The organism is Alsobacter sp. KACC 23698 (genome assembly GCF_045348435.1).
Taxonomy (GTDB): domain Bacteria; phylum Pseudomonadota; class Alphaproteobacteria; order Rhizobiales; family Beijerinckiaceae; genus Alsobacter.
Genome location: NZ_CP157484.1, coordinates 2,101,659 through 2,117,123 on the forward strand (window position 1 = coordinate 2,101,659; position 15,465 = coordinate 2,117,123).

Below are 15,465 nucleotides of genomic sequence, written 5' to 3' on the forward strand. Positions count from 1 at the left end.
CGCTCAGGCGGTCTGCGGCGCAGGCGCGCGCTGGAAGATCGGCGTCACGCGCCGCAGCTCCTCGATCGGGATGTGGCAGGCGATGAGGTGGCCGCCGCCGGCGTCCCGGTCGGGCGGGGGCGTGGTGTCGCAGATGTCGCCGATCTTGCGCGGGCAGCGGGCCGCGAAACGGCACCCCGCCGGCACGTTGATGGGGCTGGGCGGCTCGCCCTCCAGCCGCACATGCTTCTGCTTCACGGTCGGGTCCGGCACCGGGACGGCCGCCAGCAGGGCTTCCGTGTAGGGATGGCACGGGGGCGAGAAGATGGAAGCGACCGGCCCCATCTCCATGACGCGGCCGAGATACATCACCACCACCCGGTCGGCGAGATGCCGCACCAGCGCGAGATCGTGGCTGATGAAGACGATCGTCGCCCCGCGACGCGCCTGGATCTGCAGCAGCAGGTTGACGATGGCGGCCTGCACCGACACGTCGAGCGCCGAGACCGGCTCGTCCGCCACCAGCATCTTCGGATCGCCCGCGAAGGCGCGCGCGATGGCGACGCGCTGCTTCTGCCCGCCCGAGAGTCGGCCCGGGCGCTGCCGCGCCAGATGCGGCGACAGCCGCACCATGCCGAAGAGCTCCTTCACCCGGGCGTCGAGGTCCTTGCGCGACGTCGCGACGCCAAACTTCTTCAGCGCCCGGCCGATGGAGAACCCGGCGGTGTGAGACGGGTTCAGCGTGGCGTCGGGGTTCTGGAACACCATCTGGACGGCGGAGAGCTGCTCCAGCGTGCGACGATGGGCCGGCAGGCGCGACAGGTCCTGGCCGAGGACCGTGAGCTTGCCGCCGGTGGCGTCCTGCAGCCCGGCCAGGATCCGGGCGAAGGTCGACTTGCCGGACCCGGATTCGCCCACGATGGCGAGGATCTCGCCCTTGTTCGCGTCGAAGGAGAGGTCCTCGTTGGCGATGAGCCGCCGGGTCGAGCCGAAGCCGAAAAAGGCGTTGCCGAGCTCGTAGACCTTGGACAGGTCCGCGGCCTCCAGCACCCTGTCCTGGCTGGGCGTCGCCGGCGTGACATGCTCGATGTCGCGGCTCTCGAACTGGTCCAGCTCGCGCCAGCGCACGCAGCGCACCGCGTGCCCGGGCGAGACCGGCTCCTCCGGAATGGGGGCCACGCCGCAGCGCGGCGCGTCGAAGCCGGCGCATCGGGGCCCGAAGCTGCAGCCGCGCGGCCGCGCCGACAGGGAGGGAGGCTGGCCGGGGATGGGCAGGAAGGTCGTCCGGTGCTTGTCGGAATCGAGCCGCGGCACGCAGGCGAGCAGCCGCCGCGTATAGGGATGGCGCGGACGGGCGAAGAGTTCGCCGACCGGCGCCTCCTCGACGAGGTCGCCCAGATACATGACGCCCACCCGGTCGCACACCTTCGCGATGACGCCGAGATTGTGGGAGATGTAGAGCAGCGTGGTCCCGTATTTGTCGCGCAGCTCGTTGACGAGGTCGAGGACGGCCGCCTCGACGGTGACGTCGAGGCCGGTGGTCGGCTCGTCCAGCAGCAGCAGCTTGGGATGCGCCAGCAGCGCCATTGCGATGACGACGCGCTGCTTCTGGCCGCCCGAGAGCTGGTGCGGATAGCGCTCCATGACGGCGTCGGGATCCGGCAGATGGACGTCCGCCAGGATGCGGCGGGCCTTCGCCCGGGCGGCCTTGTCGTCGAGGCCCTCGTGCAGCATGGGCACTTCGATGAGCTGGCGGCCGATGGTGAGGGTCGGGTTCAGCGCGGCGTTGGGATCCTGGTAGACGATGGAGACGCCGCGTCCGCGCACCTTGGCCAGGGTGGCGGCGTCCGCATGGGTCATGTCGAGCCCGTCGAACACGATCCTGCCATTCGCGATCCGGCCCGTCTGGCCGAGATAGCCCAGGATGGCCATCAGCAAAGTGGACTTGCCGCAGCCGGATTCGCCGACCAGCCCATAGCTCTCGCCGCTGCGGATATCGAGCGTGAGGTCGGGAATGGCGGAGACCGCCCCGAGCGACGAGACGTACTCGACCTTGACATGCTCCATGCTCAGCAGCGGGGCGGCGCTCATGTCATTCCCTCAGAGACAATTCGCGAACGCCGTCGGCGAGCAGGTTGAAGCCCAGGATCAGGCTGACGATGGCGATGGACGGGAACAGAGACATGTGCGGGCGGACCGAGATCATCGTGGTCCCCTCCTTCACCATGGTGCCCCAGTCGGGATCGGGCGGCGGCAGCCCGAGGCCGAGAAAGCCCAGGATCCCGATCGTGATGATGGTGTAGCCGACGCGCAGGCAGAAATCGGTGATGAGCGGCCCGCGGCAGTTCGGCAGCAACTCGACGAACATGATGTAGAGGGCGCTCTCGCGGCGCAGCTGCGCCGCCGCCACATAATCGAGATGCCGCTGCTCCAGCGTCAGTCCGCGCACGATGCGGGCGATGCCGGGGGCCGCCGTCACCACGACGGCGAGCACGATGTTGAGCACCGACGGGCCGATATTGGCGATCAGGATGACGTAGAGGATGATGATCGGGAAGGACAGGATGATGTCCGACAGGCGGCTGATCAGCGTGTCGATCTTGCCGCCGTAATAGCCGGCGGCGAGGCCCAGCGGGCAGCCGACCACATAGGCGGCGAGCGCCGCCGCAGGCGCGACGGTGAGCACCGTCCGGGCGCCCCAGATCAGGCGCGAGAGGATGTCGCGGCCCTTGAAGTCCGCGCCCAGCCAATGCGCCGCCGACGGGCGCGGATCGGCCAGGGCCATCAGGTCCTGCTTGTTGGGCGGGATCAGCGGCAGCAGCGGGGCGAACAGGGCGAGCAGCACCCAGAACAGGATCAGCCCCAGCCCCACCATCGCCACCGGCGAGGTCGGCAGGCGCCGCAACAGGCTGGGCGGGGCCCGCTCGGCGGGGGCCGCGATGGGGGCGAGGTCGGGCGTGACGGCGGTCATGCCAGCCTGATCTGCGGGTTGAGGAGCGCGTATCCGATGTCGCTCACCAGTTGCGTCACGATCGCGATGCTGAGCGCGATCAGGGTTGCGGCCTCGATGAGGGCGATGTCGCCGAACAGCGAGGCGTCGAGGATCATGCGGCCGAAGCCCGGATAGGCGAAGACCATCTCGGTGACGACGACGCCGGAGATCAGGAAGTTGATCTGCAGCAGGATCACCGTGAAGGGCGCGATCATGGCGTTGCGCACGGCGTGGCGCATCACCACGTCGCGCATCGGCAGGCCCTTGAGGACGGCGGTGCGGATATAGGCCTTGTTCATGACCTCGGCCATGGAGCCGCGCACCATCCGCACCACGTAGCCGGCGTCATAGAGGACGAGCACCGTGACGGGCAGGACGAGCTGCGTCCAGATCGGCCAGCCGGAGCCGGAATCGAGCGGGCTCGTGCCGGGCAGCCAGCCCAGCGTGACCACGAAGACGGCGACCAGGAACACGCCGGAGGCGAATTCCGGCACCGAGGTGGCTACGATGCCAAAGATCGAGATGGTTCGGTCGAGCCCGCTGCCCTCGCGCATGCCCGCCAGCACGCCGAGCGCCAGCGACACCGGCACGATCAGCGCGAAGGCGATCCCGGCCAGCATCGCGGTCGCCCTGAGCCGGCTCCAGATCACGTCGTTGACCGGCGCCTTGTAGAGCGTCGAATAGCCGAAATTGCCGAGATACCGGTCGCCGCGCGGGTCCTTGAACTGGAGCCCGAGCGCGGGATCCTGGAGGGGGTCGGCCTTGAGCCCGAGCAGCACGCCGAGCCATCGGCCGTAGCGGACCGCCAGCGTGTCGCGCAGGCCGAGCTTGTCGTAGAGGATGTCCACCTGGCTCTGCAGCGCGAAGGGACCCAGCGTCTTGCGCGCCACGTTGGAGGGCGAGAACTCGGTCACGGCGAAGACCAGGAAGGACGCCGCGAACAGCGTCAGGACCAGGCTCGCCGCACGCTTGATGATGTACTGACCCAAACGCTTCCCTCGCGCTCCGACAGGGTGGGCAGGGACGGTCGATGCGACGGCGCGGGCGAGCCGCGCCGTCGCGAGGTCGTGAGGGCCGCGCCCGCGGGCCGGCCCGGCCGGATCACGCGTCGAGCGACATCTTCCAGGCGAACATGTAGTTCGTCGGATGCATGGAGAAGCCCTTCACGCGCTTGTCCATGAAGGTGAAGGTGGAGCGGAACACCGGCTGAACCAGCGGGCCGTCCTCCTGCATGATGGCCTCGAGCTTGGCCACGGTCTCCTTGCGCTTGGTCAGGTCGAGCGTGCCTTCCGCCTCGGCCAGCAGCGTGTCGAACTCCTTGTTGGAGTAGCCCGACTCGTTCCACGGCACGCCCGTGCGGTAGGCGAGGCCCAGGCACATGATCGACAGCGGCCGGTGGTACCAGATCGTCGTTCCCATCGGGACCTTCGTCCAGACGTCCCAATAGGCGGCGCCCGGCATCGGGGTCAGCTTGATGGTGATCCCGGCTTCCTTCCACATCTCGATGCAGGATTCAGCCTGCGCCTGGAACCAGGCGTGGTCGTTGGGCACGATCAGCTCGGACGACACGCCGTTCGGGTAGCCGGCTTCCGCCAGAAGCTTCTTGGCGCCCGCCACGTCGCGCTTGAAGGGCGCGATCTTGGCGTAGTCCGGGTGGGCGGGCGAGCAGTGATGGTGCTCGCCGACGACGCCGAGCCCGCGCAGCGCCACCTTGAGCACCACGTCCGGGTCGATCGCCATGCGCATCGCCTTGCGCACCTTGGGATTGTCGAACGGCTTCTGGTCGCAGCGCATCCGGATCACGCCGGTCTCGGCGGTCGGCACGTCGTAGAAGGCGAGGTGCGGCAGCGTCTTCAGCGCGTCGTACTGGCCGGGATCGGCGAACATGAGCCCGTGGATCTGCTTGGACGCCAGGGCCGCGATGGCGGCGCTGGCGTCGTCGCCGACGTCGATCTGCTCCATCGTGTCGATCGAGGCCGGGCCGCCCCAGTAGTCTTTGCGGGCCTTGAGGGTCGCCTTCTTGCCGAGCTCGAACTCGGTGAGCGTGAACGCCCCCGTGCCGATGGAGCCGACCTCGAACACGCCCTTGGAGTCGGGGTGCATGATCGCCATCGGATAGTGGAAGAGGTGCTCGGGGACCGCGACCTGCGGCGCTTTGCAGTTCAGCCGGACCGTGTAGTCGTCGACCTTCTCGATCGCGTTCGGGGCCCAGATCTTGGTCGAGGCCTTGCCGTCCACCGTCACGTCGTCGAGGAGGTAGCCCTTGACGAGGCCGATCATCGAGGAGCCCACGGCCGGGTCGAGCACCCGCGTCAGGTTCCAGATCACGTGGTCGGCGGTGAAGTCCTGCCCGTTGGACCACTTGACGCCCTTGCGGACGTTGAAGGTCCAGGTCTTCAGGTCCGGACTGACGGTCCACTTCTCGAACAGATAGGGGTGGGTCACGCCCTTCTCGTCCGTGAAGGTCAGGTATTCCAGTACCTGGCGGGAGATGTTGGAGTCGTAGCCGCCCCACGAATAGGTGTGGGGGCTCTTGATCTCCTTGATGCGCGTGCCGATCCGCAGCGTGCCGCCCTTGGCCGCCTGCGCCCTGGCCGGGGTCGCCATCGGCAGGCCCGCCATGGCGTAGGCCGAGGCCGCGGAGACGCCGACGAGGGCCGCGTAGCGGATGAACTCCCGCCGCCCCATGCGCCCGTCGGAAAGCTGCTCTTTCAAAAACCCAAGATGTGGATTGTCGCTGTCATCCGTCATGTCGACCTCCCGAGGCCCGTGTGATGTCGTCGCCGTCGTGTTCTTGACCGTTCCCGGAGCCGATGTTCGCGCTTCGCCGACCGCGCTGCAATGACTGCTTTTCCGACGTGCGGACCGTCCTTCGTGCAACCTGCGAAGCCCGCCTCCGATCGGGGGGCGACCCCAAGGCTGCGCCATGGTTCATCCCGCCGGAGGCGCAAACCCTCTCCCGTCCCTGCGCCGCCGCGCCGATGCTTCGCGGTCTTGGGCTTTTGCGACGGGACGACGCCATGATGCGTTCGGGGCAGCCGCGGTCGCCCGGTCTGTTTGCGACGCTCTCGTGGCTCTGCCCGACATCGGGCGGGGCGGCTTGATTTAAATTCGACGCGGCCGCCCGCCGGGCGCTGGACGGCGTCGCGCAAGCGCGCCCACAATGACCGCGACGCGACGAAAAGGGGCGGCGCCATGACCCTTCACCAGGCGGAACGGCCGCAGCGGACAGGCCGCGAGAACCGCCAGCGCGCCCGCTCCGCAGCGGCCGGGGTGGCCGGGCCGGCCTATATCCGGCGGCGGATCCCCGCCTACGAGATGCTGGGCGAGGAGGGCCTGACGGCGCTTGAGGTCCATGCCGACCGCATCCTCGCCGAGATCGGCTTTGAGATCCGGGGCGACGACGAGGCCCTGGCGCTGTTCCGGGCGGCGGGCGCCGAGGTCTCCGGCCAGCGGCTGCGCTTCGAGCCCGGCTTGGTCCGCTCGCTCATCACGGCGACGGCGCCGCGCGAGTTCGTCCAGCACGCCCGCAATCCCGCCCGATCGGTCGTCATCGGGGGCGACGCCACGGTGTTCGCGCCCGCCTACGGCTCGCCCTTCGTGACGGACATCGACCAGGGCCGCCGCTACGGCGCGCTGGCGGATTTCGAGAACTTCGTGAAGCTCGCTTATGTGAGCCCGTGGCTGCACCATTCCGGCGGCACCGTGTGCGAGCCCGTCGACGTGCCGGTCAACAAGCGCCACCTCGACATGGTCTACGCCCATGCGCGCTGGTCGGACAAAGCCTTCATGGGCTCCGTCACCACCGCCGGACGCGCCCAGGACAGCATCGAGATGTGCCGGATCCTGTTCGGGGCCGACTTCGTCGACCGCCATTGCGTCATCCTGGGCAACGTCAACGTCAACTCGCCTCTGGTGCTGGACGGCGAGGCCAGCCGGGTGATCCGCGCCTATGCGGCCGCCAACCAGGCGCCCGTCTGCGTGCCCTTCATCCTGGGCGGCGCGATGGGGCCGGTGACCACGGCCGGGGCGCTGGCGCAGTGCTTCGCCGAAGCCATGGTGTGCGTGGCGCTGGGCCAGCTCGAGCGCCCGGGCTCGCCCGCGATCCTCGGCAATTTCCTCTCCTCCATGTCGCTGAAGTCGGGCGCGCCCACCTTCGGCACGCCGGAGCCGGCCCTGGCCTATTTCGCCGTGGGCCAGCTCGCCCGCCGCCTGGGCGTGCCGCTGCGCTGCGGCGGCAATCTGTGCGCCTCCAAGATCCCGGACGCGCAGGCGGCGTATGAGAGCGCCAACTCGATGTGGCCGGCCTTCCTGGCGGGCGCGAACTTCATCCTGCACGCCGCAGGCTGGGCCGAAGGCGCGCTGGCCATGAGCTACGAGAAATTCGTCATGGACGCCGAGCAATGCGGCGTCTTCCACGTGCTCGCGCAGGGCATGGCGCTGGACGAGAACGCGTTTGCGATGGACGCCTTCGCGGAGGTCGGGCCGGGCAAGCACTTCCTCGGCTCGGCCCACACCATGCGCAACGTCGAGACCGCCTTCCACGACCTGCCGAGCTCCGACAACAACTCCTTCGAGCAATGGACGGACGAGGGCGCGCTGGACCTGCCGCGCCGCGCCAACGCCCGCTGGAAGCGCATGCTGGCCGAGTACCAGGCCCCCGCCATCGACCCGGGCGTCGACGAGGCCCTCCAGGACTTCGTGGCCCGCCGGAAATCGGCCATGCCGGACATGTGGTACTGAGGGCGGAGCGAAATTCGTCCCCGTTTTCAGCGTCGTCGCAGCCGGACGAGGGAACCTTGCGAAGGCCAGCGCCGTTCTTCCAGCACCTGAAGCTTGGGAGACGGACATGGATAGCGATCGGATCAAAGGCGCCTTGAATCAGGCGAAGGGCAAGGTCAAGGAAGTGGCCGGCGAGATCACCGGCGACGCGAAGCTGCAGGCCGAAGGCAAGGGCGACCAGATCAAGGGCAAGGTCCAGAACGCCGCCGGCGGCGTGAAGGACGCGGTCCGCGACGCCGACCGCAAGACCCGGGAGATCTGACATGATCCGCTGGGCTATCGTTTTCCTGGTCATTGCGCTGGTGGCGGCCGCCCTCGGCTTCGGCGGCGTGGCGGGCACCGCCATGGAAGGCGCGAAGATCCTCTTCTACGTGGCCATCGTTCTGTTCGTCGTGTCGGCCGTGGTCGGCATGATGCGCGGCAGGCGGCCGACCATCTAGCTCCGCTCAGCGCGGATCTGGCGAAGCGGCGTCCCTCGGGGCGCCGCTTTCGTTTGGGCGGGCCGCTTTCGTTTGGACGGTCCTTGCGGGGAACGCGCCGCCGGGCCCGCGGCGTGCTATGGTCCTGCATGCGCGCGGCCTGATCCGCCGTGCGACGTGCGTATCGCGAGCGGCCCTGCGGGCCTGCGATCGATGGGCCCGGTCCCGCTCACGACTTCTTCCGATGAATGACGGCGCGCCCGACCGGGCGCGTCCCGATGGAGGGCGTCATGACCGATATCGCAACCCGGACCGCACCGGACGAGCAGAAGATGAATGCGTTCGTCGGGCGGATGCTCGGCGACATGGGCGCGGCCTTCAGCGGCGCGCTGATCCTGATCGGGGACAGGCTCGGGCTCTACCGCGCCATGGCCGGCGCCGGTCCGATCGGACCCCAGCAGCTGGCCCTGCGCACCCACACCCACGAACGCTATGTCCGCGAGTGGCTGAACGCCATGGCGGCGTCCGGCTATGTGGAGTTCGACCCGGCCACCGGCAAATACACGCTTCCGCCCGAGCAGGCGGCGGTCTTCGCCGACGGCGACAGCCCCATGTTCATGGCCGGCGCCTACGACATCGTGGCGGCGCTCTATCGCGACGAGCCGAAGGTCACGGCGGCGTTCCAGTCCGGCAAGGGCGTGGGCTGGCACGAGCATCACCAGTGCCTGTTCAGCGGCACCGAGCGCTTCTTCCGCCCAGGCTACAACCAGCACCTCGTGGCCGAGTGGTTGCCGGCGCTGGACGGCGTCGTGGAGAAGCTCGAGCGCGGCGCCCGCGTCGCCGACGTCGGCTGCGGCCACGGCGCGTCGACCACCATCATGGCCAAGGCGTTCCCGCGGTCGACCTTCTGGGGCTACGACTATCACGAGGCCTCCGTCGCAAAGGCGCGGGAGAACGCCCAGAAGGCCGGCGTGGCCGACCGGGCGACCTTCGAGGTCGCAGACGCCCGCAGCTTCCCGGTGAAGGGCTACGACCTCGTCACCTTCTTCGATTGCCTGCACGACATGGGCGATCCGGTCGGCGCGGCCCGCCACGTCCGGGAGACACTGGCCCGGGACGGGACCTGGATGGTGGTCGAGCCCATGGCGGGCGACCACGTCCAGGACAACCTGAACCCGATCGGCCGGATCTACTACTCGGCCTCCACCATGCTGTGCACGCCGGCCTCGCTGTCGCAGGACGTCGGGCTCGCGCTGGGCGCGCAGGCCGGCCAGGAGAGGCTCCTGGACGTCATCCGGCAGGGCGGGTTCTCCAAGGTGAGGGTCGCCGCCTCCACGCCCTTCAACATGGTGATCGAAGCGCGGCCCTGAGCCAAGCGGGCGGGAACGTTCGCCGCCGGCCCTCCGTTGGGGGCCGGAGGTCTCCCATGGCGTCAAGTCACGCGTCCAAGCCCGCCATCTACGCCGCGCTGGCGGGCAACCTCGCCGTCGCCGTGACCAAGTTCGGCGCGGCGGCGTGGACCGGCAGCTCGTCGATGCTCAGCGAGGCGGTGCACTCGCTGGTCGATACGCTGAACGAGGTCCTGCTCCTCTATGGCCTGCACCGCTCGGCCCAGCGGCCGGACGCGGAGCATCCGCTCGGCCATGGCCGCGAGCTCTATTTCTGGAGCTTCGTCGTCGCGCTGCTCGTCTTCGCGCTGGGCGCGGGGGTCTCCATCTATGAGGGCGTCGTCCACCTGCGCGATCCCGAACCGATCCAGAGCCCGATGGTGGCCTACGCGGTCCTGGCGCTCTCGCTGGTCTTCGAGTCGATCTCGTGGGCGGTGGCCTACCGCCAGTTCCGCGCCTCCAATCCCGACCGGGGCGTGCTGTCGGCGATCCGCCGCAGCAAGGATCCGGCGACCTTCACGGTGCTGCTGGAGGATACGGCGGCCGTGATCGGCCTCGGCATCGCTCTCTTGGCGACCTACGCGGCGCATGAACTCGGCAGGCCGGAATTCGACGCGATCGGCTCCCTGGCGATCGGCGGCCTTCTCGGCGTGACCGCGCTGATCCTCGCCCGCGAGACGAAGGGCCTGCTCATCGGGGAGCCCGCCGACCGGGCGATCAGCGACCTGATCCTGCGGGTCGCGCGCGACCAGCGCGGGGTCGCCAGCGCCAATGGCGTGATCACGACCCATCTGGCCCCGGACCAGATCACCGCATCCATCAGCATCGAGTTCGACGACGACCTGCGCACGCCCGACATCGAGCGCGTGGTGGACGCCATCGAGAAGCAGGTGAGGGGGGCCGCCCCCGCGGTCACGATGCTGTTTGTGAAGCCGCAGACGGCGCGGGGCTACGCGACGGCGCGGGCTCGCCGCTTCGGCGTGGAGGAGCCGCCCGTCTTCGAGACGGCGTCCCAGACGCGCGAGGCGTAGGGCAAGGCGGGCCGGCGGCGCGCCGACGGCGCGGGCCGGCTCCGGGCCATGCGGGGCGGATCGGTCCGCCCAAGGTTTAGCCGGCGAAGTCGCCGAACTTGCGGGAGATCTCACGCTCCAGGTCGTCGGTCAGGCGACCGCCGTTGAGCTGGATGTAGCGGGCGACCACCTGTTCGGCTTCCGCGCGCCTGGCGGTCTTGAAACGCTCGAACAGGATCCGGACGATGCTGGGCCGGGACGAGCGTGCAGGAGCCGACAGGATGGCGTCGAGTGCGAGGGCCGAGTTGGCCATGGGAATTCTCCTTCAGACAGAGATCCCCGAGCGCTTCCTGATCTAGACGTTGATGATGGGATACATGATTTGCTGCACTGCAACATCCCGGTTTGGCTCATGCCGCCCATGATGTCGGCGCATGGATCCGTAACGAAATCACAACCATCCGCCGATTGTCGGCGCATCCTGCCCGGCGATGCGGCGCCCAGCGCACGCCGGTTGTGCAAAGACGGCCGCGAGCCCGCTGAAACGGCTTGGGTTTCCCCAACGCGAGCGCTACGGTCCGGCCGGAACAGGGGGCGACGATGCCGACAGGACTGGAAGAGCGCTTCGGCGCCGCCGTGAGCGTGGCGCGGACCGCGGGCGCGGTGATTCGCGAGCGCTTCGCGACTCGCGGCGCGCAGACCTACGAGATGAAAGGCCACCAGGACTTCCTGACCGAGGTCGACAGCGAGGTGGAGACGCTGGTGGCGGCCGCGATCGCGCGCGCCTTCCCGGACGACGGCTTCATCGGCGAGGAGCACGGCTCCGCCGGCCGCACGGACGGCGTCTGGGTGGTCGATCCCATCGACGGCACGTCCAATTTCGCCCGCGGCATCGGCCATTTCTGCATTTCGATCGCCTATGTGGCCGGCGGCGAGCCGGTGATCGGCGTCATCTACGATCCCATGCGCGACGAGATGTTCGCCGCCCTGCAGGGCCGGGGCGCCACGCTGAACGGCGCGCCCCTGCGGGTGTCGGGCGTCTCCGATATCCGGGCGGCCTCGGTCGAATGCGGCTGGAGCATGCGCCGGCCCGTGCCGGACTACATCGCCCTGTGCGCGCGTGTGATGGAGATGGGTGCGGGCCTCTACCGCTGCGGCTCCGGCGCGCTGGGCATGGCCTATGTGGCCGCCGGACGTCTCGACAGCTATTGCGAGCTTCACATCAACGCCTGGGACGTGCTGGCCGGCGTGGCGCTGGTGCGCGAGGCCGGCGGCGCCGTGAGCGACTTCATGGGCCAGGGCGGGCTCGCCCGCGGCGCCCCGATCCTGGCTTGCACGCCGGCGCTCGGGCCGGCGCTCTCGCGGGCGTCGGGCATTGCGCTGTAGCGGAGCGCGCCGGGCGGCCGGTCAGTCGGTTGTAATCGGTTGACGGGAGTGGACGCTCCGCGCCAAACTCCGAAAAAACAAGAGCTTTTGGGAGGTTGATGACATGATCATGACAGTGACGGCGCGGGGATCGGCCGTTTTCGGGGCGGCGCTGCTTCTGCTCGGGACCGCCGCGCTGGCGACGCCGGCCGCGGCGCAGGGCCAGCTCACCGTCTACTGCTCGGTCCAGGAGGAGTGGTGCCGCCCGATGGTGGCCGCCTTCGAGAAGGAGACCGGGATCAAGGTCTCCATGACCCGCAAGAGCTCCGGCGAGACCTATGCGCAGATCAAGGCGGAGTCCGCCAACCCCAAGGGCGACATCTGGTGGGGCGGCACCGGCGACCCTCACCAGCAGGCCGCCGAGGAGGGCCTGACGGAGGAGTACAAGTCCCCCAAGCTCTCGGAGCTCAACGACTGGGCGGTCCGCCAGTGGGAGCAGACCAAGGGGCGCACCGTGGGCGTCTATTCGGGCGCGCTCGGCTTCGCCTACAACACCAAGCTCCTGGCCGAGAAGAAGCTCGCCGAGCCGAAATGCTGGGCGGACCTGCTCGATCCGAAGTTGAAGGACGAGGTCCAGGTCGCCGACCCGAATTCGTCCGGCACCTCCTACACCATGCTGGCCACGATCGTGCAGATCATGGGCGAGCAGAAGGGCTTCGACTACCTGAAGGCCCTGCACAAGAACATCAACCAGTATACGAAATCGGGCGCGGCCCCGGCCAAGGCCACCAGCCTCGGCGAGACCACGGTCGGCATCGCCTTCCTGCATGACCATGTCACGATGATCGTCGAAGGCGCGCCCATGAAGGCGGTCGCGCCCTGCGAGGGCACCGGCTACGAGATCGGCTCGATGTCGATCATCAAGGGCGCCAAGAACCTCGACAACGCCAAGAAGTGGTACGACTGGGCGTTGACTCCGGCCGCCCAGGCGCTCGGCGCCCAGGCGAAGTCCTACCAGGTGCCCTCCAACAAGGCGACGCCGGTCCCGCCGCAGGCGCCCAAGCTGGCCGACATCAAGCTGATCGACTTCAACTTCGCCAAATACGGCTCGTCCGAGGAGCGTCGGCGGCTGCTCGCCAAGTGGGACGCCGAGGTCAAGAACCAGCCGAAATAGGCCTGATCGGAGCGGGGAGGGACGCGCCTCCCCGGGACCACCAAGGGAGCGGGGCTTTCGATGTCGGCGATCAGCGAGGCTCCGGGCGGGCCCTCCCGCCTGGGCCTGAGCGGCGAGGAACGGCCGCGCCGGGGCAAGTTCCGGGAGCGGCGCGCCGGCGCCGAGACCGTGCGGGGCGGGGCGGTCGTCGTCGTCGCCTGGATCGCCTTCGCGCTCCTGCCCTGGTACTGGCTCGACCTCTCGGCCGGCTCCGCCAGCCTTTCGGGCTACCCGCTGGGTCCCGCCGGCTCCGGCCTCGCGCTCGCCGTGTCCGGCCGGGCCTGGTGGCTGCTGCCGCTGCTCGTCCTGCTGGCCTTGGCGACGTTCGCGGTCCGCGACCGCAACCCGCTGCGGCGCAACGCGCTGCTGGTCTGGGCCGGCGCACTCGGCGTCTGGGCGCTGCTGAAGCAGGGCTTCCTCATCGGCCTCAAGGGCTGGAGCTTCGCCTGGGTGGCGGCGCTCATGGGCGGGCCGGGTCCGAGCCAGATCGGCTTTGGCCTCGGCGCGGCGCTGCTCCTGCTGGCCTTCCTGATCCTGCTCTGCCAGGGCCTCGCCGGCCGGGGCTGGTGCCGGGGCGACGCCTTCATCGTCTGCTCGGTCGGCGTGGTCGTGTCGCTGATCCTGCTCTTCGTCTTCTTCCCGGTCTCCACCATCCTGGCCAGCGCCTTCCAGGACAACGCCGGCCGGTTCGCGCCGTCCGAATTCGCCGCCAAGATCTCCGACCCCTCCATCTGGGGTCTGGATTGCCTCGCCGGCCCGCTGCGCTGCGGCGTGGCCTGGAACACCCTGTTCCTCGGCGTGCTCGTCGGCCTCGGCACGACCGCGCTGGGCCTCGCCTTCGCGCTCATCGCCACCCGCACGCCCTTCCGCTTCAAGGGAGCGCTGCGCATCCTCTCCATCCTGCCGATCATCACCCCGCCTTTCGTCATCGGGCTGGCGCTGATCCTGCTCTTCGGGCGGTCCGGGGCCGTCAGCGCGCTTCTGTCGGAGTGGTTCGGCCTTCCGCGCTCGCGCTGGATCTATGGCCTTCCGGGCATCCTGATCGCCCAGCTCCTCGCCTTCACGCCCATCGCCTACATGGTGCTGGTCGGCGTTGTGCAGGGCGTCAGCCCGTCGCTGGAGGAGGCCTCACAGACCCTGCGCGCCAGCCGGTGGACGACCTTCCGCACCGTGACGCTGCCGCTGCTGAGGCCGGGGCTGGCCAACGCCTTCCTGCTCGGTTTCGTCGAGAGCCTCGCCGATTTCGGCAACCCGCTCGTGCTGGGCGGCAATTTCGAGGTGCTCTCCACCAAGATCTTCTTCGCGGTCGTCGGCGCCGCCACCGACCAGGGCCGGGCGGCCGTGCTGTCCATCGTGCTGCTCGCCTTCACCTTGCTGGCCTTCTGGGCCCAGCAGGTCTGGCTCGGCAAGAAGGTCTACGTCACCGTGGGCGGCAAGGGCGACGCGGGCCTGCCTCTGCCGCTGCCGCGGCGGGTCGCCTGGGCCTGCTACCTCACCGCGCTTCCCTGGGCCCTCTTCACCGCCGCGATCTACCTGCTGATCCTGATCGGCGGCTTCGTGAAGAGCCTCGGGCGGGACTACAGCCTCACCATGGACCACTACTCGGCCGGTTTCCGCGTCGAGAGCGGGGCCGGCGGCCTGGTGTTCTCCGGCGGCGCCTGGGATTCGCTCTTCGCCACCCTCGAGGTCGCCGCCTTCGCCGCGCCGCTGACGGCCGCCATCGGGCTGCTGACGGCCTATCTGCTGACGCGCCAGCGTTTCACGGGCCTGCGCGCCTTCGAGTTCGGCACGATGCTGAGCTTCGCCATCCCGGGCACCGTCGTCGGCGTCAGCTACATCCTGGCCTTCAACGTGCCGCCCTTCGAGCTCACCGGCACGGCGCTGATCCTGATCATCTGCTTCGTCTTCCGCAACATGCCGGTGGGCGTGCGCTCCGGCGTGGCGACGCTGAGCCAGATCGACAAGTCGCTCGACGAAGCCTCGCTGACGCTAGGCGCGCGGTCCTGGACGACCCTGCGCTACGTCGTCATGCCGCTGCTGCGGCCCGCCATCCTGGCCACGCTGGTCTACTCCTTCGTGCGCGCCATGACGGCGGTCAGCGCCGTGATCTTCCTGGTGTCGGCCAAGTACAACATGGCGACGACCTACATCGTCGGGCGCGTGGAGGCCGGGGAGTTCGGCATCGCCATCGCCTATTCGTCCGTCCTCATCGGCGTCATGCTCGTCGCCATCCTGGGCATCGAGCTCCTCGTCGGCAAACGCCGGCTCGGGCGGCGCGAGGCGCCGGCCGCCGTCGTCGCGGCCGGCGGCTGACCCC

Annotated in this window: 13 protein-coding genes; 8 read left to right on the forward strand and 5 right to left on the reverse strand. The window is 69.2% G+C overall.

All coding sequences use genetic code 11. The features are described 5' to 3' along the window. Positions 1-3 precede the first annotated feature (3 nt). The 4 genes from ABEG18_RS09810 to ABEG18_RS09825 form a co-directional block, all read right to left on the reverse strand. Positions 4-2,070, reverse strand: coding sequence for an ABC transporter ATP-binding protein (locus ABEG18_RS09810; RefSeq protein ID WP_406857878.1), 2,067 nt, complete (start codon positions 2,068-2,070; stop codon positions 4-6). A 1-nt stretch (position 2,071) separates the two neighbouring features. Further along, positions 2,072-2,950, reverse strand: a complete 879-nt coding sequence (locus tag ABEG18_RS09815) for an ABC transporter permease (RefSeq protein ID WP_406857879.1) — start codon at positions 2,948-2,950, stop codon at positions 2,072-2,074. Then, the gene (locus ABEG18_RS09820) at positions 2,947-3,960 is read right to left on the reverse strand and encodes an ABC transporter permease (RefSeq protein ID WP_406857880.1); all 1,014 of its coding nucleotides are present in this window, start codon (positions 3,958-3,960) and stop codon (positions 2,947-2,949) included. The genes ABEG18_RS09815 and ABEG18_RS09820 overlap by 4 nt, the downstream gene beginning before the upstream one ends. A 112-nt stretch (positions 3,961-4,072) precedes the next feature. Next, the gene (locus ABEG18_RS09825; protein WP_406857881.1) at positions 4,073-5,722 is read right to left on the reverse strand and encodes an ABC transporter substrate-binding protein; all 1,650 of its coding nucleotides are present in this window, start codon (positions 5,720-5,722) and stop codon (positions 4,073-4,075) included. A 444-nt stretch (positions 5,723-6,166) separates the two neighbouring features. Here ABEG18_RS09825 and ABEG18_RS09830 point away from each other — a divergent pair, with 444 nt between their 5' ends. The 5 genes from ABEG18_RS09830 (at position 6,167) to ABEG18_RS09850 (ending at position 10,591) form a co-directional block, all read left to right on the forward strand. After that, positions 6,167-7,714 (forward strand): trimethylamine methyltransferase family protein, encoded by a 1,548-nt coding sequence (locus tag ABEG18_RS09830; protein WP_406857882.1) that lies wholly within the window; start codon positions 6,167-6,169, stop codon positions 7,712-7,714. Positions 7,715-7,820: 106 nt separating this feature from the next. Beyond that, the gene (locus ABEG18_RS09835) at positions 7,821-8,015 is read left to right on the forward strand and encodes a CsbD family protein (RefSeq protein WP_406857883.1); all 195 of its coding nucleotides are present in this window, start codon (positions 7,821-7,823) and stop codon (positions 8,013-8,015) included. A 1-nt stretch (position 8,016) separates the two neighbouring features. After that, entirely contained in the window at positions 8,017-8,193 is a 177-nt protein-coding gene (locus ABEG18_RS09840; RefSeq protein WP_406857884.1) for a DUF1328 domain-containing protein, read from the forward strand. Positions 8,194-8,462: 269 nt separating this feature from the next. Next, positions 8,463-9,542 carry a class I SAM-dependent methyltransferase gene (locus tag ABEG18_RS09845; protein ID WP_406857885.1) on the forward strand — a complete coding sequence of 360 codons (1,080 nt, stop codon included), beginning with the start codon at positions 8,463-8,465 and terminating at the stop codon, positions 9,540-9,542. A 56-nt stretch (positions 9,543-9,598) separates the two neighbouring features. After that, a complete protein-coding gene (locus tag ABEG18_RS09850) occupies positions 9,599-10,591 on the forward strand; it encodes a cation diffusion facilitator family transporter (RefSeq protein WP_406857886.1) in 993 nt (330 codons plus the stop codon). A gap of 76 nt (positions 10,592-10,667) precedes the next feature. On the opposite strand, the gene ABEG18_RS09855 is transcribed toward ABEG18_RS09850, so the two are convergent. Beyond that, a complete protein-coding gene (locus ABEG18_RS09855; RefSeq protein WP_406857887.1) occupies positions 10,668-10,883 on the reverse strand; it encodes a hypothetical protein in 216 nt (71 codons plus the stop codon). A gap of 287 nt (positions 10,884-11,170) precedes the next feature. Here ABEG18_RS09855 and ABEG18_RS09860 point away from each other — a divergent pair, with 287 nt between their 5' ends. The 3 genes from ABEG18_RS09860 (at position 11,171) to ABEG18_RS09870 (ending at position 15,461) form a co-directional block, all read left to right on the forward strand. Next, on the forward strand, positions 11,171-11,956 hold the full coding sequence (locus tag ABEG18_RS09860) for an inositol monophosphatase family protein (protein WP_406857888.1): 786 nt from the start codon (positions 11,171-11,173) through the stop codon (positions 11,954-11,956). Positions 11,957-12,059: 103 nt separating this feature from the next. Beyond that, positions 12,060-13,109 carry an ABC transporter substrate-binding protein gene (locus ABEG18_RS09865; RefSeq protein ID WP_406857889.1) on the forward strand — a complete coding sequence of 350 codons (1,050 nt, stop codon included), beginning with the start codon at positions 12,060-12,062 and terminating at the stop codon, positions 13,107-13,109. Positions 13,110-13,169: 60 nt separating this feature from the next. Continuing rightward, positions 13,170-15,461, forward strand: a complete 2,292-nt coding sequence (locus ABEG18_RS09870; protein ID WP_406857890.1) for an ABC transporter permease — start codon at positions 13,170-13,172, stop codon at positions 15,459-15,461. Positions 15,462-15,465 lie beyond the last annotated feature (4 nt).